Below are 25489 nucleotides of genomic sequence, written 5' to 3'. Positions count from 1 at the left end.
GTAACTGCGTCATAAAAAGACAATTATATTACTTTTTATAGCATATAACCACCGTGAACGATAATTGGATATACACTTATTGAAGAACCCTTTTTCATGAGAGAAGTTCTTAAAAATAAAGTCGTTACACGAACTTCAGCCTGGAAGCCTAATAAGCGTAGGCAGAATACTGAGACTCCTGCGGGAACAAGGACCAGAGGTGAGACCCCGGAGAACGTAGTTCGAGGAGGCTCACCGGTCCCCGCGGAAAGCGAAGTATTCTGCCGAAGCGGTCATTTAGCACTCATCCAAAAAAAACAAGTATGCACATCGCTTATTATTGTGATCTTCTCGGTGTTGTTCCTTTGCGTTTCATTTCTTCGTCTAGGTTGGCGAAGAATTCTTCGTTGTTTTTGGTAGAACGTAGTTTTCTTAGGAAACGTTCTAGGAAATCTGGAGAGTCTTGCATGGACTTACGAATCGCCCATACTTTATCCAGATGCGATTTAGGAAGAAGCAATTCTTCTTTACGTGTGCTTGAACGTAAAATATCAATAGCAGGGAATATTCTACGTTGTGCAAGGTTACGGTCAAGGTGTAGCTCCATGTTTCCTGTACCTTTAAATTCTTCATAAATAACATCGTCCATACGAGAGCCTGTCTCGACTAATGCTGTCGCAAGAATGGTGAAACTTCCACCTTCTTCAATGTTTCTTGCTGCACCAAAGAAACGTTTCGGCCTGTGGAATGCAGCTGGATCAATACCACCTGATAACGTTCTTCCACTTGGAGGAATGACTAAGTTATACGCTCTAGCAAGTCGTGTGATACTATCCATCAACACAATAACATCTTTCTTATGCTCTACAAGACGCATTGCACGCTCTAATACAAGCTCGGAAACTTTGATATGGTTCTCTGGAAGCTCATCAAATGTAGAACTTACAACATCCACATCTGGTGCAACAGAACGTTCAATGTCTGTTACCTCTTCCGGACGTTCATCGACTAATAAAATAATCAACTTTGAATCCGGGTGATTTTTCGTAATGCTATTCGCAATTTGTGTAAGTAGCATCGTTTTACCTGCTTTTGGTGGAGCAACAATTAAACCACGTTGTCCATAACCAACAGGTGTAACAATGTCCATGATACGTGTTGATAAATTTCTATCTTCCGTTTCTAATTTCATAATACGATCAGGATATAAAGGCGTTAAGGCAGGAAAGTGAACACGTTCTTTTGCCGCTTCTGGATTCTCTCCATTTACTGCATCTACGTGTAGTAACCCGTAGTACCTTTCATTTTCTTTTGGAGGTCTTACTTTACCGGATACTTTATCCCCATTACGAAGGTCGAAACGACGAATTTGCGATGCAGATATATAAATGTCTTCTGCACTTGGAGAATAATTGATTGGGCGTAAAAAGCCAAAACCTTCTGACTGGATTATTTCTAAAATTCCATCCATAAACAAATAGCCGCTTTTTTCTGCCTGCGCTTTTAAGATCGAGAAGATAAGTTCCTTCTTTGTTAATTTTGCATAATAAGATACTTTAAACTCTCTTGCTTTTGCATAGAGGTCCTTTAAAGTCATTGTTTCTAATTGAGATATTGTTACTTCTGACACAAGATCACCACACCTATTTAATTTTCTTTTTTTGTTCGGTACGTTTAATAATAATTACGGCCTTTATTCGTTCGCATGCTGTTTCATGTTTCTATCCTAGCAAATCAAATAATCGTCCAATGCATAAAGGATATGTGATCAAGTTAGACATCTCGTCCACCCTCACAACTTCTTGCTCCACTTTTTAGTCAAAATTTGAAATAAGATTGAATAATAACTGATGAGAACATGCAAGGAAAAGCTTTTTCCTTAACCCGAAGATGTATTTGAAATTATTGTCTGTACTTATTGGGTAAGGATCATTCTTGAAATCATTGTTTAGCGTATCTAATGTTCAAGATTTGGTGAAGTATTCTAGCGGAGCATCATAGTAATACTATTACATACCATGTGCTTAGAAGAATAAGAAGGAAAGACAAAAGCTAGAATGGAAGTTTCACTACTAAACATTCCCTATAGGCGTAAATTTAAACCTATTTTATCGTACCTTTTTCAAACTATTTGTTCAACTCTATTTTAAATGAAATTTAATTATTGTACAGTGATTTTTTATTTTTATTACAATTCAATCACTTAAAATCACATTTTTGATAGGGTTAATCGAATAGATAAAAGGAAGCCGATAGCGTTGGCTTCCTTTCACTTAATCATTTAAGAATTTTGGAATTGCTCTATTTCTTCTGGTGTCATTTCTTCGCGCCAAATATTTGCACCTAGCTCTGTTAGTTTCTCTGTTAAGTGTTCGTATCCGCGATCAATATGTTCAAGCCCCGTTATTTCTGTTATACCATCAGCCATTAATCCAGCTACAATGAGTGCAGCACCTGCCCTTAGGTCACTTGCTTTTACTTTTGCACCTTCTAATTGAACAGGACCGGAAACGATGGCTGAACCACCTTCTACTTTAATTTGTGCATTCATTCTTCTAAGTTCATCAATGTGCTTAAACCGGGCAGAATAAATCGTATCTGTGACAACGCCTGTGCCGGTTGCACTCGTTAATAGTGAAGTAAAAGGTTGTTGAAGATCGGTCGGGAAACCAGGGTGAACCAGTGTTTTAATATCTACACTTTTTAGTTTTTTCCCTGAAGAAATAAGTAATTGTTCTTCCCCTTCTTCAATGTTTACACCCATTTCTCTTAATTTCGCGAGTAGTGGTTCTAAGTGCTGTGGGATAACATTATCAATCAACACTTTTTCCCCTTGTGCAGCAGCCATAATCGTGTACGTACCAGCTTCAATTCGATCTGGAATAATCGTGTGCATACAGCCTGTTAAGCTATCCACACCCTCAATACGAATCACGTCGGTACCTGCACCCTTAATTTTCGCACCCATACTTGTAAGTAACGTAGCGACATCAATGATTTCTGGTTCTCTCGCAGCGTTTTCGATAATCGTTTTTCCTTTTGCTTTGACAGCTGCAAGCATAATGTTAATCGTTGCACCTACACTAACTACATCTAAATAAATTCTCGCTCCTCTTAATTCATCAGCACGGAGATAGATTGCACCTTGTTCATTCGTTACTTTTGCACCTAACGCCTCAAAACCTTTAATATGCTGATCAATTGGACGTGGACCAAGATGGCATCCACCTGGTAATCCGATAACAGCTTGTTTAAATCGACCTAACATTGCACCCATAAAGTAATAAGATGCTCGTAGCTTTTTGACTTTTCCATTTGGCAATGGCATTGCAGTCATTTGACTAGGATCAATATGGAGGGTTCTTCCTCTCCATGAAACAGTGCCACCTATTTCTTCCAACAAATCGCTTAACGTATCAACATCTGAAATTTCGGGCAACCCTTCGATGATTACTTTCGAATCAGCTAATATAGCAGCAGGTATTAACGCTACTGCACTATTTTTGGCTCCGCTAATCCTAACTTTACCGTTCAGAGGATTGCCACCTTGTACGAGTATTTTTTGCATATGGAACTCCTCACTTTTAAGGTAAATCCTTTCACTTGCTAGTTTGCACATATTTACCAAAACAATACAATTTAATTTTTATACATTTTCGTTGCTTTTATTTTCACTAATTGAATGTTGCTGTAATTAACAGTGCCATAAGACGACCTTTGAAGCAATGATTCAAATGTCCTACTAGGCCCCTGACTTTTATGATTTTGTTATAAAAAGCAACAATTATATTTATTATAAAGGCTTTTGTACATACAAGCTAGTCAAACGATGAATTTGGCTGGAATCTATATTGGAGGTCTTAGTGAGAGTGGAAAATCTTTGGTGTATAAATGGGAGGTTGAAGAAATATTGTGTGTGGATTTCGCTCTAGCTATCACTAGCGTATCTCAATCGGATCTAATAATAGGCTTTTCCATCAAATACATAGGCTTAGCTTCAGAAAAGATCAGGCGATTTGACATGCTTGGTAGGAAAACAGTTGCCTAACTGTCAAAAGCGAGGGCGATTTGACATGCTTGGTAGGAAAACAATTGCCTAACTGTCAAAAGCGAGGGCGATTTGACATGCTTGGTAGGAAAAACAATTGCCTAACTGTCAAAAGCGAGGGCGATTTGACATGCTTGGTAGGAAAACAATTGCCTAACTGTCAAAAGATCAGGCGATTTGACATGCTAGGTAGGAAAAACAATTGCCTAACTGTCAAAAGCAAAAAAACCAAAGAAAAAACCCAAATCAGACCGATTTGGGTTTTTCAAAACTTATGCTATATGCTTACGCTTTACCTGCAGAACCGAATTCGCGCATTTTGCCGATTACTGTTTCTTTAATCACATCGCGTGAAGGTCCTAAGTATTTACGTGGGTCGATCATGTTAGGATTAGCTTCTAATACTTCGCGAACTTTTGCAGCTTGTTGAATTTGGTTTTCTGTGTTCACGTTGATTTTAGAAGTTCCGTAAGAGATCGCTTTTTGGATATCTTTTAATGGAATACCAGTTCCACCGTGAAGTACTAATGGTAATCCAGTAGCAGCTCCGATTTCTTCCATTTCTTTGAAGCCTAGGTTTGGTTCGCCTTTGTAAGGACCGTGTACAGAACCTAATGCTGGAGCAAGACAGTCGATACCAGTACGCTCAACTAGTTCTTGACACTCTTTAGGGTCAGCATAGATGATGTCACCAACAACGTCATCTTCTTGTCCACCAACTGTTCCAAGCTCTGCCTCAACAGATACACCGTGGAAGTGTGCAAGTTCTACTACTTTAGAAGTAGTTGCAATGTTTTGTTCGAATGGGTCATGAGAAGCATCGATCATTACAGAAGTGAATCCTGCATGAATTGCTTTTGCACAAGCTTCGAAACTTGAACCGTGGTCTAAGTGGATCGCAACTGGTACAGTTGTACCGTATGCTTCCATAAGTGATTTAACCATAGCTACTACTACGCCATAACCACCCATATATTTTCCAGCGCCTTCAGATACACCAAGGATTACTGGAGATTTTTCTTCTTCTGCAGCTTGTAGGATTGCTTGGATGTACTCCAAGTTGTTGATGTTAAACTGACCTACAGCATAGCTGTTAGCTTTAGCAGTATCAAGCATTTCTTTCATTGAAACTAATGGCATGATATTTCCTCCTTTTAACTATACAAAAATGACAAAATATTATTTCCTTCGTCAATAGTATAAGAATACCAACTACTCGTCAAAGGTGCAACAGATGTAGAAATAGTAAGCGTTTTCTTCTTGTGTTTTCTTCTTTTCTATATAGTTATTTGTCACAAAAAAGAAAACATGCATATAAATTATGCATGTTTATCTCCTTAGAAAATCGTTATATCTCGTCTAGTAAAACTAAAGTTTGAACATTTTATGTATAATTTATGAATTATTTTTCTAGTAATAAGCGATTGATCGTCTCACGTGCGTCTTCCACATTAAAAGGCTTTGCAAATATATTTTTGACCGTGGAAAGTCCTTCACATTTTTTAGAAGCTTCATCAGCTAATCCACTCATTAAAATGGTGGGAATATTCGTTCCTTGCTCTTCTAAGCTTTTTATTAAGGCGTATCCATCCATAATGGGTAGTTTATAATCAACTACGAGTAGATCAGGAGCTTCCTTATTTATTTTATCAAAGGCCTCTTTACCATTTTCACAAGCAGTAACGGCATGCCCTTCACTTTTAATAATTTCTTCTAGTAATAAGCGAATTCCTATTTGATCATCTACGATCATTACCCTTTTCCCCATCATTCATTACCCTTCCCTTCCCTTTTCACACTCTATTTATGCATATAGTTATAGTCGAATATAGGTAATAAGTTACTTAAAAATAGCCAAAATATAATAACTAAATTTGATTATTCTAGAAGTAACTGATTACTTCCTGCTAATAGAAAAAAAAAACTCCGATTATCTGTAAAAACATGTGTAAAGACAACCTCATCCCTTCTATGAAGCTAATCCTTTCTTACCCCTTCTGTCCAACTATAAAACATAAAAAATGATTTTTTTCACCTTTTCTGTATTGAAATTGAAAAACTCTTATTTGCATAACAAATAAGAGTTTCCATTTTAGTTGCTATCTTTTGATTGAACGGAAGCACCAATAAATCCATAAAACAAGCGTTGCGGACGGTTTGGTCTAGATTTAAACTCAGGGTGATATTGAGACGCTACAAACCAAGGGTGATCTGTCACTTCTATCGTTTCAATTAAGCGTCCATCAGGGCTTGTTCCAGAGAATACGAATCCAGCTTCCTCCATTTGATCTCTAAACTGATTATTAAATTCAAAACGATGACGGTGTCTCTCATAAATAACATCTTCATCATTGTACACTTCTCTTGTTTTTGTACCTTCTTTTAGACGGCAAGGGTACACACCTAAACGAAGTGTTCCACCTAAGTCAGATACATCTTTTTGTTCAGGCAGAAGGTCAATAATTGGGTATGGAGTTTCCGGATCAAATTCAGCTGAATGTGCTCCTTCTAAACCAACCACATTACGGGCAAATTCAACAGTAGCTAACTGCATGCCAAGACAAATACCAAGGAATGGTATCTTTTCTTCTCTAGCATATCGTGTCGCTTCGATTTTACCTTCAATACCACGGTCGCCAAAGCCACCAGGTACGAGGACGCCATCTACTCCGTTTAATTGTTCCGCTACATTATCTTTATTTAACTGCTCTGCATTAATCCAACGCACTTCTATATCTGCATCAAACGCATATCCTGCGTGCTTAAGCGCTTCTACAACGGAGATATATGCATCTGGCAACTCTACGTATTTTCCAACAAGTCCTATCGTTACTTTTTTGGTTAGGTTCTGCACACTCGCAACCAGTTCATTCCACTCGGTCATATCTGCTTGTCCACAATCTAATCCAAAATGATCACAAGTAAGTTGATCTAAATGTTGCTCTTGTAGCGCTAGTGGAATATGGTAAAGCGTTTCTGCATCTCTTGATTCAATTACCGCTTTTTTATCAATATCACAGAACAATGCGATTTTTTCTTTCATTTCATCGCTTATCGCCATATCGGTACGTAAAATAATCACATCTGGTTGAATACCAAGTGAACGCAACTCTTTTACACTATGTTGCGTTGGTTTTGTTTTCAGTTCACCAGCTGCTTTGATATACGGTACTAATGTACAGTGAATGTACATGACGTTTTCTTTTCCAATATCACTTTTAATTTGGCGAATTGCTTCTAAGAATGGTAAAGATTCTATATCTCCAACGGTTCCACCAATTTCTGTAATAACAACGTCTGCATTTGTTTGTTTCCCTGCTTGGAAAACTTTTTCCTTGATTTCATTTGTGATATGGGGGATTACTTGCACTGTTCCACCAAGGTAATCGCCACGACGCTCCTTCTTAATAACAGTGGAGTACACTTTACCTGTCGTGATGTTACTATACTTGCTTAAGTTAATGTCGATAAAGCGTTCATAATGACCAAGATCCAAATCTGTCTCCGCACCATCTTCTGTTACAAATACTTCGCCGTGCTGATACGGACTCATCGTCCCAGGATCAACGTTGATGTATGGATCAAATTTTTGAATGGTTACTTTTAATCCTCTATTTTTTAGTAATCGTCCTAATGATGCTGCTGCGATTCCTTTCCCAATGGAGGAAACCACCCCACCTGTTACAAAGATATATTTCGTCACCGATTATCCCTCTTTCTTTTCTTATAATTATTTGAATTTAGTATTGGAAAAAAACTACTTAAATCATGCGTGTAAAAGCGATCTATCGAAAATAATGTAATTAGAAAAACTCGCATTCACGTCTTTTTGTGAATGTGCAAGTGCCTAAAGAGATGACCTAGGCCCTTTTTTCTTATACTTTGCACCCTAAAAATTTCCACTACGTCGAAAGACTTCTAGCAAAAATTTTATACTTTCGTAACGTAAAACAAAAAAAGCGCTCCCCAGCAATAGGGGAACGCTTATTACTCATAAAAATTAAATGATAGAGCCCAATTTGCATTTTACTTTTTTATTTATGGAAAGTCAAGTCTGTATTTAGAGGATTATTTTTCTTCTTCCTCTTCGTCTTCATCATCGAAGTCTTCTTCTATTTCTTCTTCATCATCGTCATCGTCGTCGAGATCTTCATCCAAGTCATCATAATTATAGTCATCGTCGTCACTTGTATCATCACTATCGTCATCATCGCTAGAATCATCATCTAGATCATCATCATAATCGTCTAGGTCATCATCTAAATCTGCGTCATCAAAGTCAAGTTCCTCTTCATCCAGATCCTCGTCAAGATCATCTTCGACAACTGCTTTCTTCTTTTTCGCAGCCTTTTTCTTTTTCTTCTTCTTCGGTGCGGATGTAATTTCTTCTTCTATTTGTTCAACTGGATACCAGCTTTTTAGTCCCCATAAATTTGAACCAATTGTCATAAAGCGGCCATCGATGTTTAAGTCAGTATAAAATTGTGTTAATGCATCTTGCTTTGCGTGGCCAGTAAGCCCTTTTAACTTTGCTATTTCCTCAAATACTTCACGGAAATCCGTTGCTTTATTTGCTTCAATTAACATTTCATTTGCCAAATCGATCATTGACATATCTTCTATTTGTTCACTGCTAAATTGTTTAAAACTCATGGCTATTGCACTCCCTCTATGTGTTATTTAAATCGGCTCTCGCTGTAACTATCCTTAATCGTTACAACGCAGCTAATCGCGGGTCCACTTGTATGTCTATTTATGTACGTTGTTATTATTTGCAAAACCTACCATACATTATATTGTTATAAAAATCAAAAAGCAATAATAGCTACTCTTCTATCCTTCACCATTATACATGATTTAAAACGCTTCACATAATGAATTTATTGTTGAGTGGAGTGCCTTGTCTTTATTTTGGGGTTGTTGTCTGGAACTTGTTGAGTATGACTGGATTTGTATAAACTGCGTCGTAAGCCCATCTTCTCGACGAGCTCAATCACTGACTTCATTTAAACCCGTTTGTCATTTGATGTCGGTGATGTGCTTGATCTCTGACTTCATTTAAACCTTTGTGCTGTTTGATGTCAGTAAAGTGTATGATCTCTGACTTCAAGTAAACCTTTGTGCTGTTTGATGTCAGTAAAGTGTATGATCACTGACTTCAAGTAAACCTTTGTGCTGTTTGATGTCAGTGAAGTGTATGATCTCTGACTTCAAGTAAATCTGTGTGCCATTTGAAGTCGGTGATGAGCTTGATTACTGACTTCAATTAGACCCAAGAGCCTATTACTGTCAGTGAAAAACCTATTGAAAAAAGGTACGATATGCTATTGCAACATAATCGTACCCTTTTCAACATATCTCGCGGACTGCATTCTTAAATTAGCCAATAAACTTGATTAAATCATTCACTTTTTCTTCCGTTAAATCACCTGAGTTATCAAAAATTTTAATATTTGATTCTGGAATGTCCCAGTTGATCGTTGGTACGAAGTCTACTCTTGTTTCGTAAGAGCTCCAATTATCTAGCTTCCATTTGTCACGGACTGTCCCTCGGTCTTCAATGCGGTCTTTTTGTGTTTCGATATCGCTTAGTGTAACAACGATAACCTTCACGTCCACTTCACTCTTTGTCTTACCGCTAGCTTCGATTACTTCATCAATCCACTGTTTGTTTTTTAGCTCAGCAGTGAATGGAGAAATCATGAAGACATCTTGTCCAACACGAAGGTTTTCAATACAAATTTCTTTCGTAGTATCATATTCTAAATCACGAAGATTCTCTTTATAAAATTCGGAGTCACGATCATCCGTATCGAGGCCATTCACTTCTAGAAATTTCTCTACAAATCTGCCTCCAACCGTATCACGATCTAAAAATGCACACGGTTTATGTGCTGCAATTTTCTCTGCGACCGTTGTTTTACCTGTTCCTGCTACTCCAACAAAAAACACTAATTTTTGCAATCTTAACACCTCTACTTTTATATTCCTAGATAGGTTATGTACGTTACCTATATGTTAACGTATTATTACCCAAAACGCACATGTTATCTGTGACCATTTACTAAACCTTACGCTCGATTATGATGTAATGAATGACTAGTTTCAAACTTAATGCCAGTGTTGGGCACGCATACTTCTGATTATGTATTGCCTCAATGTCATCATACAGTTAGTAGTCGGCTTGCAACGGTCCGTATCCTACTTTTCCATCCTATATCATTTTAAAAATCTAGAACTTTTTAAAGTAGCTAATCGTACATAAGAATAAAGGGAGTGGTATGATGAGAACAAATATATTAAATGTCATCTGTGCCGGTATATTCTTTGGACTATTTATCATTGGAATGGTTTTTGCTGAAGAAATGAAATGGCTCGTATCGGTAGGGATCTTGGGGCTATCTGGATTTATTTTCTTTATCTATCGGATTGTTTCTTTACTAAAAACAAAAAGGACGTAGAATTCTACGTCCTTCCAATTCCAATACAGGTTATGCGGTTTGTTCTTCCCGCTTACCACAGACGGACAATGCCAGTATTTCCGCAACATCCATTGTGCCGATTTCATCTTCTACTTGCTTTGCTTTTGTACCATCGCTTAGCATCGTTAAGCAAAATGGGCAAGCACTAGATATCATTGTTGGATTCACCCGCATTGCTTGTTCCGTCCGCGCTTCATTAATCCGATTGCCTGTTTTATCCTCCATCCACATCAGACCACCGCCAGCGCCACAGCACATGCCGTTTTCTCTCGTTCGGTCCATTTCGACAAGCTTGATTCCTGGTATTGCTTTTAATATTTCACGTGGTGGATCATAGACCCCATTGTATCTCCCGAGGTAGCAGGAATCATGATACGTCAATGTTTCGTTAATCTCTATTGTCGGCCTTACTAATCCTTCAGAAACCCAATCATACAACAGCTGCGTATGGTGATAGACTTCTGCTTCAAATCCGAAATCAGGGTATTCATTTTTGAATATGTTGTACGCATGTGGGTCGATTGTGACGATCTTCTTTACATCATGTTTCGTAAATTCCTTTATGTTTTTCTCGGCAATCTCTTGGAACATAAATTCATTCCCTAAACGGCGGGCGGTATCGCCAGAGTTTGCCTCTTTATTACCTAGAATGGCAAATTTAATGCCAGCTTCGTTCATTAAACGAGCAAAAGCTAACGCGATTTTTTGACTACGACTATCGTATGACCCCATGGAGCTCACCCAGAATAAATACTCAAAATCCTCTCCTTGCTTCTTCAATTCTTTTACTGTAGGAACCGAAACGTCTGGATCTTGGTCTCTCCAGTTTTCTCTTTCGCGCTTGGAAAGCCCCCACGGATTGCCTTGGCGCTCGATATTTTGCATCGCACGTTGGGCATCTGGGTCCATTTTACCTTGTGTTAAAACGAGGTAACGGCGCAGGTCAATAATTTTGTCGACGTGCTCATTCAACACTGGACATTGGTCTTCGCAGTTTCGACAGGTCGTACATGCCCAGATTTCTTCCTCGGTAATAACATCTCCAATAAGAGAAGATTGTTCAAAAGCTTCGACTGTTGCAGCAGCTTCCTCCTTCGTTGTCTTATTAACCTGAGCCATTTTTGCTAGACGATTGCCTTCCGTATGTGCAAAAGCTGTTGCCGGGACCCATGGAGATTTGCCTGTAACCGAAGCGCCTGTCATCGTCAGGTGATCACGAAGTTTTATAATTAAATCCATCGGAGATAGCATTTTTCCTGTTCCGGTTGCTGGACAAACGTTTGTACAACGTCCACATTCGACGCAAGCATAGAAATCAATCATTTGCAGTTGCTTGAAATCTTCTATCTTTCCTACCCCAAATGCGATGTCCTCGGTTGTTTCCTCGTCATCAATTTCAAAATCAATTTTTTCTAGTTTACCTGGATTTGTTTGTCTACTTAAAAAGACATTGATTGGTGCGGCAATTAAGTGTGCGTGTTTGGATTGAGGTACATAGACTAAGAAGCTAAGTAAAGCGAGTAAGTGAATCCACCAGGATACAAAGAACAAGGAGGCGGCTATTGTTGTTGGCAGAAACGAGAAAGCGCTTGCAAATATGCTTGCAATTGGTTCTGTCCACGTTACACTCTCTCCATGCCACACCATTGCCATTCCATTCCCGAATAAGACAGATAGCATTAACGTGCCGATAAAAATAAGGACAAGACCTGCTTTGAATCCTCTTTTTAAGCGGACTAACTTTTCAATATAACGACGGTAAAACGCCCATACAACCGCTACTAGGATCATGAGCGTGACAAGCTCTTGGAAAAAGGTAAAGCCTGGATAAAGTACACCGAGCGGTAAATGATTCCCTGGAACGAGACCTTTGTAGATAAAATCAATGGCACCAAATTGAACTAATAAAAATCCGTAGAACATCATTACGTGGATGATTCCAGATTTTTTGTCCTTTAACAGTTTCTTCTGCCCAAACACATTGACGATTACCCGGTTGATGCGCTCTTTTAATTGCTGATCATAGGATTCTTTTTTGCCCAGTTTAATATATGCTATACGCGTTAGAATGACACGCACAAATAAGTAAACCGCATAGACCGTGACCAATAGAAACAAGATACCGTTAATCCATAACCTTTCGTCCATCTTTCTCCCCCTCACAAAATGTTTGTTACCCCTCTCTTATGTATACTGTAAAATATGAATGAACATTCAGTCAATATTTTTCTTCCTATTCCACATTATTTCTTTACCCTGTGGGAATAGTATACGAGCAAAGAAAGGGGAATAGACTTGATATTGCTTGGATTACTTATCGCGGTTATTGTTTTTGTCGTTTTGCTACTGATTGATTATGAACTCGGAAAACGAGCATATCAAAAGAAAGCTCCTGTGTTTGACTTCGGGAAAAATCAAGCGGACAGAGATTTATTCACGAATGGTGACGCTCTATTTTCTTCTCTTTTTGAGGATATAAAACAGGCAAAGAAAAGCATAGATATGATGTTTTTCATCATTCGAGACGATAGCATTAGTAGAGAGTTGTACCATTACCTCGAACAAAAAGCTTTAGATGGGGTGAAGGTACGTTTAGTTGCCGATTATGTCGGAAGTTTTTCGATGAATAAAGACATCGTTAAAGAGTTAGAAGCTAGCGGTGTTCAATTTGTATTTAGCGACCGACCAGCAGTCCCTTATTTTTTTTACCGATTGAACAGACGAAATCATAGAAAAATCACGATTATTGATGACGAGATTGCCTATGTCGGTGGCTTTAATGTTGGAACAGAGTATATGGGCAATGACCTGAGATTTGGAAAATGGAGGGACTATCATTTACGGATGACTGGTGAAGTGGTAGGAAATATCGCTAGGGTCTACCAGTATGATTGGAATGATGCTACCAAAGAAGAGCAATTCAACAAGAAGATTATTTCTAAGTCCTCCAGTGGTAAGGATAAAACGATTGAACTTGTTGTAACAGAGTCTGGGCAGTTAGAAGAAATATTCCTTTCGTGGATTAATCAAGCTACACATGAAATATTAATAGGGACGCCCTACTTTATCCCGAGTAAAAAAGTTTTTCAAGCATTAGTTAATGCAAGAGAACGAGGGGTTGAGCTTCATATTCTTGTTCCTATTAAAGCAGATCACCCACTAGTTAAACCAGCTGCCTTTCCCTATTACAAAAAATTATTGGATTGTGGAGCAAATCTCCACTTATATACAGATGGGTTTTATCACGCAAAAATTATGATTATTGACGAATCGTTTTGCGATATTGGAACAGCAAACTTTGATATGCGTAGCATTTTTTTAAACAAAGAAATAAATACTACGATTGATAGCGATCCGGATTTTATCAGTCATATTAGACAAGCTTATTTTCATGATTTAAAATCCAGTAATTCGATGACACATGATTGGATCAATAAGCAACCGTTGAAAACAAAGATTTCGGCTTGGATTGCTTATTGTGTTAGACCTTTGTTATAAAGGAGGGTTTTTGCATGACAGAAGTAATACTTGCACTCATTACGGGTACGATTGTTGGTTTTTTATTTGCTTTGCTAAAATTACCAATCCCAGCTCCCCCTGCACTTGCTGGTGTAATGGGAATTGTCGGTGTTTATTTGGGTTTCAAGCTTTTTCATTGGGTTGTACCAATGTTAAAGGATATGTTTTAGCGGAGTGGAAGCCCCTTCTGTTTTTGTTGGAAGGGGCTTGTTTTATCTGGCAAGTTAAGGACTTAATCACACTTAATCCAAGTAATACATCGTCCAAAAGCCGATATCTCTAAATCCGATCCGCTTATATATTTTCCCTGCATCTGGATTATCATAAAATAAGCACAGTTCTTTTCCTTCCGCTAACACATCCTGACAAAGTTTACTGACACACTTCGTTGCATAGCCTCTTTTTTTGTAGTCTTTATCCGTGCCTACACCAACGATCATGGCAGACTTACTATTTTCTGCGGTTGTAGCTGCTGTGGAGACCATTTCCCCGTCTTCCTCAACATAATAGGCTCTAGTCACACCTTTTTCCATATTTCTTTTCTTCGTTTCTATTTCAAACTGAATGTTTTCAAACTCTGGAATGCTTGTTAATAGCTGTTTCAACCTCGGAAGATCCTCTACTGTTACTAGCTTGATTTCTAAATCAGTAACAGGTTGTATCGCAGCATCATCGGTGCATTTGGCATAGTAGAGCTCTTTTTTGTTTGCTATTCTTCTGTCTATAAAAGGCTCTAGTTGCTCTGTTACGTGTTTTAGTCCTGATAACATTTTTCCGTTATCGTCTTGGTTAATGATCTTAGCAAAACCCACTGCATCGAACGCACTATTCGCGTATGGCAGAAAATTTTTCTCATACTTTAGAAGAACCGCTCTTAGCTGCCCTTCATCATCAAAATCTCCCCAGATTTTTTGAAAGTCCTGTTCATAACCGTAAGCTTCTATATCTCCAATAATAAATAAATTTTCCGCCGGTTGTTGCTGGATTAGTTGTTGGCAAATTTCATCATCTGCCTTTGTTAATTGTCTAATCACGCGAGATCCCCCTCTGTAGTTTTTAGAGAATATCATACCATTGGTAAATTGCGAGAGTAAAGTATTTTTTTGGCAAGAGCGAGAAAAGTTGGGGTAGGAGGTCTGTGCCTCTGCCCCAGCGGTGTAGGTAATCCAGTGAACCCGACACCGTATTCGGTTACTTTTTGCGTTAATTCAGTGAACTCGACAGCTAATTCAGTAACTTTCATGCTAATTCAGTGAACTCGACAGCTAATTCAGTAACTAACAAAAAAAAGCGCCCCTGATGACCGAATCATCAAGGACGCTTTAGCTGTTACATACTTTCTGGTGCGTGTACGCCGATTAATTGTAGGCCGTTTGCGATCGTAATGCGTACGGCTTTCATTAAAGCTAGGCGTGCTTTTGTTAACTCTGGATTTTCTGGATCTAGTACTTTTTCTGCATTGTAGAAGCTATGCAGAGTAGATGCAAGATCAAAGATATATTGTGTGACGCGGTGTGGTGTGCGATTTTCCGCAGCATCTGCTACGACTTGAGCAAATTCACCGAGACGCTTTAATAATTCTTCTTCTTTTTCCGCAGTAAGCAAGGACACGTCGAAGTCATCTGCTGCTAAACCTTTTTCTTCTGCCTGTTTTAACATTGTACAAATACGCGCGTGTGCATATTGTACGTAAAAAACAGGATTTTCGTTTGATTGTGAACGAGCTAAATCCATATCAAAATCTAGATGTGAATCAGCCGAGCGCATCACGAAGAAATAACGCATCGCATCAATGCCAACCTCTTCCATCAGTTCACGTAACGTAACTGCTTTACCGGTACGTTTACTCATTTTCACTTTTTCACCGTTTTGGAATAGGTTCACCATTTGGATGATCTCTACCTCTAACGTTTTGGCATCATAGCCCAATGCTTGAATGGCAGCGCGCATTCTCGGAATGTAGCCGTGGTGGTCTGCGCCCCAAATATTGATTAATGTTTCAAAACCACGGTCGAGCTTGTTCTTATGATATGCAATATCTGGTGTTAAGTACGTGTATGTGCCATCATTCTTAATAAGTACACGATCCTTATCGTCACCAAAATCAGTGGTACGGAACCATGTTGCACCGTCTTGTTCATAGATGTAGCCTTTTTCTTTAATAACATCAAGTGCCGGTTGGATTTTTCCATCATCATATAAAGAAGTTTCTGAGAACCAGTGGTCAAACTCCACTCGGAATTGGGTTAAATCGTTTGCCAATTTATCTAACTCATACTTTAGTCCATATTCACGGAAAAATGCTAAACGGTCTTCTTCAGACTGATTTACATATTTATCCCCGTATTCTTTTGCTAATGCTTCTCCAAGATTGATGATATCTTTCCCGTGATAACCATCCTCAGGCATGTCCCAGTCTTTGCCCAACGCTTGCATGTAACGAGCTTCTACAGATGTCGCTAGGTTAGCAATCTGATTTCCGGCATCGTTGATGTAGTATTCTCTAGAAACATCATAGCCTGCTTTTGCTAAAATGTTACAAAGAGAATCCCCTACCGACGCACCACGCGCATGACCTAGGTGTAGGTCACCTGTTGGGTTAGCTGATACAAACTCAATTTGGATCTTGTGACCTTTCCCGGTATCAGATGAGCCGTAAGCATCACCTTGCTCTAAGATCGTTGGAACCAAGTCGGCTAAATATTGGTTGTTCATATAAAAGTTTATAAAACCAGGTCCTGCAATCTCTACTTTGTTAATGGACGCTTTTGTTTGATCAAAGTGGTTAATAATCTCTTCTGCAATTTGTTTTGGTGCTTTTTTTGCAATTCTCGCTAGTTGCATTGCGATATTGGTTGCATAATCACCGTGCGTTTTATCCTTTGGTTGCTCTAAAATAATAGCTGGTAATTCTGCTTCTGAAGCAAGCTCCGCCTTTACTACGGCTTGCTTGATTTCTTCCTTTAACGTTTCTTGCATTTGTTGCATGACGTTCATGGGGTAACCTCCTTCATCGTTATCGTTAAGCGGTGCCTTCTTTCCCCTTCACCATTTAACTTTGTTGTATAGCTAATAAATAATTTTCCTGTACTTCCGTTTTCAGGTTTTTGATATGTAATCTGGTCTGTATGTGTCTCCATATGAATTGTACCATATGCATGTCGATATACATTTTCAGTCACTTGTTTCTTTCGGAATTGTTGAAACATGTCCATCGGTCCGGTTCGTTTCACGCTCACCTTTTCTGGATATATGGTGATCATTGCGTTCACATCATCGTCTTCCTCTTGATGCTCGACAAAGGTCAAAACCGTCGTTTTTCCCTTTTCCAATAACATGCCCTCTTCTTCCAAAACGTTGACATCTTTTTGTCCTAATTCTCTAATTTCCGTTGTCATCTTTATTTTAACTGGGGTTTTTTTGGTCTCCATTTTTCCATCCTTTACAAACGGGATATGAAACTAAGTATAAAAACGAATACGTAAAAATACAAGTTTTGCGGTATATCTTTTTATTGTTGCTTTTATCACACCGAATCAAACATCTTAATGGCTCTTTTTGTGAAAATTGCTGTTGATTAATGTCGTTGTTGACATAAAGTTTGTGTCAACTACATTACAGCAATTATAGTAACGCTTCAACAGTCCTTTAACTTTCCGCGTGTGCGGCGTCAGGGGTGATTCTGACTCTCAATGACTTTCGTTCGCTCTTCTTGTCCGAATACGGACCTCATTCTGACTCTCAATGACTCACGCTCGCTCTTCTTGTCCGAATACAGGGATGATGCTTTACAATAACCCGCCACATGAAAAGCGCTCCCAATTAAGGAAGCGCTATATAGTGTCATTTAATTTCTTTAATTCTAAAAGCGGTAACCTGGCAAAAAAGAAATCACTGCGTTCTTTCATAAATCGTTGGTATGACGCCATGAGAAGATCTTCATCTCTTGTAGCTTTTCCAAGATAGTATTGTTGAAACGGTGTCAGTGGTTCCATGGTTTTCAGAATGTTAACGCATGTTTCCACATCGTCATTTGCTAGAGCAAGGTGTGCCTGCTCTGATGGATCGTTCGATGTGATGCCTTCTGTTTTTCGATGGAATGCGGCGATAAAAGGGATGGTTTTATTGTTAATTCTATCAAGCGCCAATGTGAAGCCTTCATTTTCTGCAAGTTCTTTCGCTTGGTTAGCATGATAGATTGCTTGTTGGAAATTATCAAAAAGGTAACCCAATGCCAATGTGTTATGCATATCAATTTTTTTATGAGCACTTGATGTTCTATTTAATACCCGATAACCAAACTTACGAGCTATAATCATTTCATTTCGCTTCCAGTGGTAGATGACTATGACTTTATCAAGTCTAGTTGTAAACAACTCCATGATCAGTGGGTCTTTTATTTGATCGATTGATGACAATAAACGATCCGTAAATTTCCCTAATTCACTGTACCTTTTCATATCGAAATAACAGTACACGTGTAGAAAATCTCGTAAGCACTGTAGCTCTACATCTTGTTGTTCCCCTAGAGCTTTTACTTTCTCTAACAGTTCTTGTAATTGCATATTGTCCTTATTTGGTTGATTAATATATTTTTTGCGCTCATTCACTAATTGATACATTATTGCCCAGTCGACATTAGCACGTTGATTGGTAGCTAGATTTCGATTTATAAGTGCATCTAACTCTTCCATTGAACCGTGCACTTGAATGAATTCGAGGCCTTTTCTCATATTTTCTTCCGACTTAGCTTGTAGACATAATGCACGCATTTTGTTGATCGCGATTTCCTCTTTTTCGGTAACTTTAAGCATTTGAAACACTTGATAGAGAGGTAATTCGTTACCGTGAAACGTAAAAGATGCCCAGTCTACTGTTTGACCATAATTGTTGAAATCCATTGCCTCCCCTGCCATTCCCCTGTGACATTCGACTAATCTTGACAAAAAAGTCATAATACTATTTATTTTATCATAAATAGTATTGGTAAACATATACAAAAATACGACAATTATATGAACAATATAAAGAAGCCCGCGAATGACAAAACTGCCATTCTAAGGGCTTCTATGTTCATTACCTAAAGCAAGCTCGCTCCGTTATTTCACCCAACCCAACAACATTTCTCTGACAAATTTACTAGCTGCGATAACCGTTTGTTCCGTTGGGTCATAAACTGGGGCAACTTCAACAAGATCGGCTCCAACTACATTTACATCTGATTGTGCAATGTATTGGATCGCTTGTAATAGTTCCTTCGATGTTATTCCACCCGCTTCTGCCGTCCCCGTTCCAGGCGCAAACGCCGGGTCTAACACGTCGATATCAATCGTTACATAGACGTTTCTTCCCTTTAATGTTGGTAAAATTTCTTTTAATGGCTCTGCCACCTCGTACCTAGACATATGCATGCCACTTTCTTTTGCATATTGAAATTCCTCACGCATACCGGAACGAATACCAAACGAATAGACATTTTCTGGCCCGATTAATTCACACGTTTTACGCACAGGAGTCGAGTGGGATAATGGCTCTCCCTCGTATTCTTCTCGTAAATCTGCGTGTGCATCAATATGAATCAAAGCCATGTCTGGATACTTTTTATAGAAGGCTTGAATAACTGGCCATGATACGAGGTGTTCACCGCCCAAGCCTAAAGGAAATTTTCCTAAGTCTAGTAACTGTGTCACGTAATCTTGGATCATATCAAGGCTACGCTGTGGGTTACCAAACGGAAGCGGAATGTCTCCCGCATCAAAGTAACCTACTTCTTCCATATGCTTGTCCATATAAGGACTGTATTCCTCTAGCCCTAGTGATGCTTCTCGAATTCGATTCGGGCCAAATCGTGAACCCGGACGAAAGCTAACCGTCCAGTCCATTGGCATGCCGTAAATAACCGCCTTTGACTCTTCAATTGTCGGATTCGACATGATAAAAACTTTTCCAGAATATGCTTCATCAAATCTCATTGTTCTATTTCCCCTTCCCATATCTTCTAACCGTTATTCGGTTAAATCTTTTACAAACTTAGGTAATGCAAACGCCGCGAAATGCAAATCACTTGTATAATACTTTGTTTCGATTGGATCAAAACGATCTTGCTTCACTTTTAATGGGTCATGTTCCTTACTTCCCATTGTAAATGTCCATAAACCACTTGGATATGTTGGAATGTTCGCTGTGTACAATCTTGTAACCGGAAAAATTTCTTTCACATCTTGGTAGACTTGTTTGATTAGGTCTGCTTTAAACCAAGGGTTATCTGTTTGTGCGACAAAAATGCCGTCGGCTTTTAACGCCTTTGCAATGCCATCATAAAACCCTCTGGAAAATAAATTTACTGCAGGTCCAACTGGCTCTGTTGAATCGACCATAATAACATCGTATTCTTCTTCACTATTGGCAATATGCATGAAACCATCATCGACTTTAACCTCTACCCTTGGATCATCTAAGTCCCCTGCAATTTTCGGTAAGTATTGTTTCGAGTATTCAATCACTTTGCCATCTATTTCCACAAGTGTCGCTTTTTCCACAGATTTATGTTTTAACACTTCACGAATAACGCCGCCATCTCCACCACCGACAACGAGTACGTGCTTTGGATTTGGATGTGTATATAAAGGTACATGTGCAACCATTTCATGATAAACAAATTCATCTTTTTGTGTGGTCATCACCATACCATCGAGCACAAGCATATTTCCCCATTCTTCCGTTTCGATCATGTCTAACTGTTGAAATGCAGTTTGTTCGGTGTGATGTGTTTTTTTAACTTTAGCTGTAATACCAAAGTGTTTTGTTTGTTTTTCTGTAAACCATAGATCCATACCCGAAAACTCCTTTTGATCAAAATTCCTATGTTTAGGGTTTGTATCGCGCCTATTTTTATCCCTATTTATATCAAAATCACACGTGACCTTTTCCTCTTTATTACTTGTTTACCAATAACTACATCATCAAACAAATTAATTCTAGAGATTTTTCAAAAAAAATCAAGTTTTTTTCTGAAGCGGTCTATGTTTATTTTGTTGTTTATTTTCCCATAATGTAGAAAACGATGTTAAAGCCTCACAGGAGAATGAATATGATCCGATTGATGAAGCATTTTCAAGCAAATTTTAAAAAAAGACCGCTGAAATGGATAGTAAGGCTATCCATTATTTTTGCATGCCTCATGATTGGGGTTGGACTAAGTGTAATCCTTTATGCTTACATGCTCGGTGCCCCGCCATTAACAAACACGCAAACCACGGTTTACTATGATCGTGAAAGTAACGTGATTGGGGAAGAACACGGTGTCGAAAACCGCTATTGGGTTGACCTAGAAGATATCAGTCCAAACATTATCCAAGCAACATTAGTAACGGAAGATCGTCGGTTTTATGACCATGTCGGGTTCGATGTTAAACGGATCTTAGGTGCCGCATGGAAAGATATAAGCTCGATGTCGATGGCAGAAGGTGCGAGTACAATCACACAGCAATATGCTAGAAACCTATACCTTTCACATGAAAAAACATGGAAACGAAAGCTAAAGGAAGCTCTCTATACGATTCGATTGGAAATGTTTTATACAAAAGATCAATTACTAGAGGGCTATTTAAATACAATCTATTATGGGCATGGTGCATACGGGATTGAGGCAGCAAGTCGCTATTTCTTCGGGAAATCTGCCGAGGATCTGAGCCTAGCAGAAGCATCTCTTTTAGTAGGTGTTCCTAAAGGACCCACTTATTACTCTCCTTATCATCATTATGAAAATGCGATGACTCGGAAAGATCAAATTTTGACTGGATTATACGAGCAAGATGTCATTACAGAGGAACAACTTTTTTTAGCAAAAAAAGAGCACTTAGCATTATTTGAAGAAAAAGATCGTTCGACTAAAGTATTTGCACCATACTTTCAAGATGTAGTATTAAAAGAGCTACAGCAGGTTCTTGGAAAAAATCTAGAGGATATTCGCTCTGGCGGGTACCAGGTATATACAACCCTTCAGACTGATCAGCAAGAAACTTTGGAGGAAACGGTTGTAAAAACGATTGATCCCCAAACTGAATTGCAGACAGCAGCTCTGGCAATGGAGCCGAATACCGGCGCCATCAAAGCGCTTGTTGGTGGCAAGGATTACGAAAAGAGTCAATTTAATCGTGTAACGCAAGCAAAGCGGATGCCAGGCTCTTCCTTTAAACCATTTTTATATTACGCAGCTTTAGAAAATGGCTATACAGCAACGACACCTCTTATGAGTAAACCAACGAATTTCGAGTTGGCAGATGGTACCGTCTATCAACCAAGTAACTATAACGGTTATTATGCAGGTAGATCGATTACGCTTGCACAGGCACTCGCTCTTTCAGATAATGTGTATGCTGTTAAAACGAATCTATTTTTAAAACCTGAAACATTAGTAGAAACGGCTAAACAGTTCGGGATAAAAAGTGAACTAAGCCCAGTCCCTTCTTTAGCACTAGGAACCGAGACAGTAAGTGTGCATGAAATGGTATCCGCTTATAGTAAGCTGGCAAATGGCGGAGCGAATATCACGCCTCATACGATTACAAAGGTAACCGATGCAAAAGGTAACGTTATTTATGAACGAGATACGGCTAAACAAGAACAAGTCTTGGATCCAAAACTTTCGTTCATCCTCACTCATTTAATGACAGGGATGTTTGATGAGTCGCTAAACGGATACATGCGTGTGACCGGAGCAACCATCGCTGATGAATTAACACAACAATATGCCGGTAAATCCGGGACCACACAAACCGACAGTTGGATGATTGGATACAGTCCATCATTAGTGACAGGCGTTTGGACAGGGTATGATAACAATCAAGCTATTGAAAAAATGAAAGAGCACCAATATGCGAAAGACATTTGGGCTACTTTTATGGAACATTCCCATGAAGGGAAGCCACTTGAGACGTATCCTGTTCCAGAGGGAATCGTTGGAGAGTATGTTGACCCATCCACTGGTGAACTTGCTACACCGTATTGTGAAAATGAGCGTTTGATGTATTTTGTTGAAGGTACGGCACCAACCTCTTATTGCTCGCTCCACCTACCTCCGGATGAGGAGCAAAAGGAACATGAACACGAGGAAGAGACCGAAAAAGAGGATAAGAAAAAAGGTTTCTGGGATTGGCTTCCGTTTGTTGGGGATTGATTCTTTCTGGTTCGCTCCTGCTGAGTTTGAGCGGACCAATAATAGGGTGAGCGAAGCAACTTGTTATTAAAAAAAGACAAAGAAAAAGGCCGGATAGCTGATCCGGCCTTTTTCTTTGTCCTAGTGCTACATGGAATAACCATGTGATACATATTGTACAAATTCCTATTACAAACCACAAGATTTTTCAACAAAATTTCTCTTTTGTTCACAAATTGTTCACTTTTTATTCAAAAGGTTGTTTCAATTCTTCAGGAGCGTTTTCCCACATTTCAGCACTAAACTCACGTAAAAACTTTCCGAGTAATTGCTTCGAATGATCGTCCATATGATCAACAACCACTTTCCCTTTCATCGACTTATCCATGTTGTTTACATGCTCTGGCATCGATTTGTATGCACGTTTGATTGAGCGATCTACTACAAATTCACATGCACCTAAGCCGTGATAATATGGACCTTTTTGTCCTCTATTTACCGTAACCCAAACCATCCAATACAGTTTGCCATTGGGTACTTCATCTCGATTAGGTACGATTTTTACACGTCTTTCAATCTTACTACGTGCATGCATCGCATCCATATCAACATATGCAAGGTCTTCACCTGGGTCGATAATAACAGGGGAGATATTTTCTAAACTTATGGAACCAACGCCATACCCACCATGGCCGTCATTAGAATCATCTTTCATAATGGTGAACTGATTATTCTTCTTTTTCTTTGGCGTCTCATCTGCCATCGTTTATCCTCCTTTAACCTCTACGTCTATGTAACCTATTATTTCCTAAAGTTTACTGTAAAAACATTGTAGCAAATAAGGAAATGGTTTTCATCTATAGGGATTTTGTATAAACTCCGTCGTAGTGAATTAATCATTGAGGTTACCAATATAACACCGTTCCGGCAGAATACTTCGCTTTCCGCGGGCACGGCCTCAGCCTCCTCGTGGAAGGGCACCACTGCGGGGTCTTCACCTCGCGCTGTTCCCGCAGGAGTCTCCGTAATCTGCCTCCACTCTTTTGTGCTATCTACTCATTGATTCATTTAGACATATGATGCATATATAATACATCTAGGAATTAAATCTCGAACCAAATTACATTACTAGATATTAATACCTGTATCATTAGTTTGAAGCAGTTACTAGCGGATCGAGTGAAATTGGCGACACTCCTGCGGGAACAGCGCGAGCCGAAGATCCACTCAGGAGCGTACTTTGCGACTGAGTTAGCTGAGGCCGTGCCCGCAAGAGGAATCTGAACTTAGAAAAAATCCGGGTTCTGGGATTTTTCGTGATTCCTCCTCGGAAAGGGAGCCAATTTCACTCGAGGAGCGGGTGGGTTAGTTACGTCGCATTTTACATCTACTCTGCAGCAAGTACGACGGTTATGTTTTTACAAAAGTTCTTATTTCAGTTATCTTTATGTTATTACAAAACTATCACCCAGTTGTGGGATACAAACAAGGAGTGTTTCGGAATGCCATATGTAACTGTTGAAATGTTAGAGGGACGTACAGATGAACAGAAAAAGGCGTTGATTGAAAAGGTAACTGACGCTGTTGTAGAAACTACTGGTGCTTCAAGAGAAAAGGTCGTTGTTTTCGTTGAAGAAATCAACAAGCAACACTATGGTGTTGGCGGTAAAAGACTGATTGATTAATTCTACATAGCCAAAAAAAGCTTAGGTTCCATCCTCGTTGGGATAGTAACCTAAGCTTTTTACTTGTTTAGAATGTTGGCTTTTCTAATGGCATGCATCTCAAATCAAATTAATGCTTTTGTCTTAATTCAGAGATAAAGACCCAAGCTTCTGCCATATCTTGATCCGTATAGTTTTGTTTCTTTTTCACTGTTCGTACTTTTTCTTCTACCTCTTGGGGCTCTAAATGATCAAAATATAGCATCGTCGAGACTAATTCGAGAAAACGAGAGCTTTTTTCTTTCATAAGGTTAATCTTTTCTTCCATTGGTGGCAATTGCACTTGTGAATGGTGAAGAAAGTCTTCCCCTTGTTTGGTCATTTGATAACGGTATTGGTAATAATTACTTTTCTTTTCCTTAAGCTCTGAAATGAACCCAAGATTACATAATTCCTCGATGCGTAATGTTAATTCCTCTGAGTATGGACCATAAAAGTGGAACTCATATTTTTCCTCAAAAGGCACTTCGCACTTTTTCAATATATAAATCATCTTTTGTAATTTTTTTCTTCCAGTCACTTCTTCTGATGCTAGAAAAAATTTCATTAGTTTCGCATGATTAGCTAACAACACAAACAT

At 38.9% G+C, this 25489-nt stretch carries 21 protein-coding genes; 5 read left to right on the top strand and 16 right to left on the bottom strand.

The annotated features are described in order from the left end of the window. Nucleotides 1-316: 316 nt before the first annotated feature. The 7 genes from rho to NYQ66_RS21295 all read right to left on the bottom strand — a co-directional run bounded on the left by rho (nucleotide 317) and on the right by NYQ66_RS21295 (nucleotide 9991). Nucleotides 317-1609 (bottom strand): transcription termination factor Rho, encoded by a 1293-nt coding sequence (gene rho, locus NYQ66_RS21325; RefSeq protein WP_259872470.1) that lies wholly within the window; start codon nucleotides 1607-1609, stop codon nucleotides 317-319. A gap of 651 nt (nucleotides 1610-2260) precedes the next feature. Further along, a complete protein-coding gene (locus tag NYQ66_RS21320) occupies nucleotides 2261-3547 on the bottom strand; it encodes a UDP-N-acetylglucosamine 1-carboxyvinyltransferase (protein ID WP_259872466.1) in 1287 nt (428 codons plus the stop codon). 765 nt (nucleotides 3548-4312) lie between these two features. Then, the gene (locus NYQ66_RS21315; protein ID WP_259872464.1) at nucleotides 4313-5167 is read right to left on the bottom strand and encodes a class II fructose-bisphosphate aldolase; all 855 of its coding nucleotides are present in this window, start codon (nucleotides 5165-5167) and stop codon (nucleotides 4313-4315) included. Between the two features lie 262 nt (nucleotides 5168-5429). Then, nucleotides 5430-5798, bottom strand: coding sequence for a response regulator (locus tag NYQ66_RS21310; RefSeq protein WP_259872463.1), 369 nt, complete (start codon nucleotides 5796-5798; stop codon nucleotides 5430-5432). A 321-nt stretch (nucleotides 5799-6119) separates the two neighbouring features. Continuing rightward, nucleotides 6120-7730: a CTP synthase gene (locus NYQ66_RS21305; RefSeq protein WP_259872461.1), complete on the bottom strand. Its 1611-nt coding sequence runs from the start codon at nucleotides 7728-7730 to the stop codon at nucleotides 6120-6122. A gap of 365 nt (nucleotides 7731-8095) precedes the next feature. Beyond that, the gene (rpoE, locus tag NYQ66_RS21300; protein WP_259872460.1) at nucleotides 8096-8680 is read right to left on the bottom strand and encodes a DNA-directed RNA polymerase subunit delta; all 585 of its coding nucleotides are present in this window, start codon (nucleotides 8678-8680) and stop codon (nucleotides 8096-8098) included. Nucleotides 8681-9406: 726 nt separating this feature from the next. After that, nucleotides 9407-9991, bottom strand: coding sequence for an AAA family ATPase (locus NYQ66_RS21295; protein WP_259872459.1), 585 nt, complete (start codon nucleotides 9989-9991; stop codon nucleotides 9407-9409). A 320-nt stretch (nucleotides 9992-10311) separates the two neighbouring features. Here NYQ66_RS21295 and NYQ66_RS21290 point away from each other — a divergent pair, with 320 nt between their 5' ends. Continuing rightward, entirely contained in the window at nucleotides 10312-10488 is a 177-nt protein-coding gene (locus NYQ66_RS21290) for a hypothetical protein (protein ID WP_259872458.1), read from the top strand. Between the two features lie 30 nt (nucleotides 10489-10518). On the opposite strand, the gene NYQ66_RS21285 is transcribed toward NYQ66_RS21290, so the two are convergent. Further along, entirely contained in the window at nucleotides 10519-12657 is a 2139-nt protein-coding gene (locus NYQ66_RS21285) for a heterodisulfide reductase-related iron-sulfur binding cluster (protein ID WP_259872457.1), read from the bottom strand. 147 nt (nucleotides 12658-12804) lie between these two features. On the opposite strand from NYQ66_RS21285, the gene cls reads away from it, so the two are divergent. Further along, entirely contained in the window at nucleotides 12805-14007 is a 1203-nt protein-coding gene (cls, locus tag NYQ66_RS21280) for a cardiolipin synthase (protein ID WP_259872456.1), read from the top strand. 14 nt (nucleotides 14008-14021) lie between these two features. After that, nucleotides 14022-14198 (top strand): XapX domain-containing protein, encoded by a 177-nt coding sequence (locus tag NYQ66_RS21275; protein WP_259872455.1) that lies wholly within the window; start codon nucleotides 14022-14024, stop codon nucleotides 14196-14198. Nucleotides 14199-14270: 72 nt separating this feature from the next. Here NYQ66_RS21275 and NYQ66_RS21270 read toward each other — a convergent pair whose 3' ends face one another. The 6 genes from NYQ66_RS21270 to speE all read right to left on the bottom strand — a co-directional run bounded on the left by NYQ66_RS21270 (nucleotide 14271) and on the right by speE (nucleotide 20861). Continuing rightward, nucleotides 14271-15062 (bottom strand): GNAT family N-acetyltransferase, encoded by a 792-nt coding sequence (locus NYQ66_RS21270; RefSeq protein WP_259872452.1) that lies wholly within the window; start codon nucleotides 15060-15062, stop codon nucleotides 14271-14273. Nucleotides 15063-15357: 295 nt separating this feature from the next. Next, the gene (gene argS / locus NYQ66_RS21265) at nucleotides 15358-17025 is read right to left on the bottom strand and encodes an arginine--tRNA ligase (protein ID WP_259872451.1); all 1668 of its coding nucleotides are present in this window, start codon (nucleotides 17023-17025) and stop codon (nucleotides 15358-15360) included. Next, nucleotides 17022-17459 (bottom strand): DUF1934 domain-containing protein, encoded by a 438-nt coding sequence (locus NYQ66_RS21260; protein ID WP_259872450.1) that lies wholly within the window; start codon nucleotides 17457-17459, stop codon nucleotides 17022-17024. The genes argS and NYQ66_RS21260 overlap by 4 nt, the downstream gene beginning before the upstream one ends. A 402-nt stretch (nucleotides 17460-17861) precedes the next feature. Next, entirely contained in the window at nucleotides 17862-18929 is a 1068-nt protein-coding gene (locus NYQ66_RS21255; RefSeq protein ID WP_259872449.1) for an AimR family lysis-lysogeny pheromone receptor, read from the bottom strand. 198 nt (nucleotides 18930-19127) lie between these two features. After that, nucleotides 19128-20000, bottom strand: coding sequence for an agmatinase (gene speB / locus NYQ66_RS21250; RefSeq protein WP_259872448.1), 873 nt, complete (start codon nucleotides 19998-20000; stop codon nucleotides 19128-19130). 33 nt (nucleotides 20001-20033) lie between these two features. Further along, nucleotides 20034-20861 (bottom strand): polyamine aminopropyltransferase, encoded by an 828-nt coding sequence (gene speE, locus NYQ66_RS21245; protein WP_259872447.1) that lies wholly within the window; start codon nucleotides 20859-20861, stop codon nucleotides 20034-20036. 257 nt (nucleotides 20862-21118) lie between these two features. Here speE and NYQ66_RS21240 point away from each other — a divergent pair, with 257 nt between their 5' ends. Beyond that, a complete protein-coding gene (locus NYQ66_RS21240) occupies nucleotides 21119-23206 on the top strand; it encodes a transglycosylase domain-containing protein (protein WP_259872446.1) in 2088 nt (695 codons plus the stop codon). 226 nt (nucleotides 23207-23432) lie between these two features. On the opposite strand, the gene NYQ66_RS21235 is transcribed toward NYQ66_RS21240, so the two are convergent. Then, a complete protein-coding gene (locus tag NYQ66_RS21235) occupies nucleotides 23433-23948 on the bottom strand; it encodes a YwhD family protein (protein ID WP_259872445.1) in 516 nt (171 codons plus the stop codon). A 739-nt stretch (nucleotides 23949-24687) separates the two neighbouring features. Between NYQ66_RS21235 and NYQ66_RS21230 the strand changes: the two genes are divergently transcribed. Beyond that, nucleotides 24688-24870 carry a 2-hydroxymuconate tautomerase gene (locus tag NYQ66_RS21230; protein WP_259872444.1) on the top strand — a complete coding sequence of 61 codons (183 nt, stop codon included), beginning with the start codon at nucleotides 24688-24690 and terminating at the stop codon, nucleotides 24868-24870. Nucleotides 24871-24979: 109 nt separating this feature from the next. Here NYQ66_RS21230 and NYQ66_RS21225 read toward each other — a convergent pair whose 3' ends face one another. Further along, entirely contained in the window at nucleotides 24980-25480 is a 501-nt protein-coding gene (locus tag NYQ66_RS21225) for a YwgA family protein (protein ID WP_259872442.1), read from the bottom strand. Nucleotides 25481-25489: the final 9 nt, after the last annotated feature.

The sequence above is a fragment of the Aquibacillus koreensis genome (assembly GCF_025154055.1).
Lineage (GTDB): Bacteria > Bacillota > Bacilli > Bacillales > Amphibacillaceae > Aquibacillus_C > Aquibacillus_C koreensis.
This window is presented reverse-complemented; position numbering and strand designations above follow the sequence as displayed.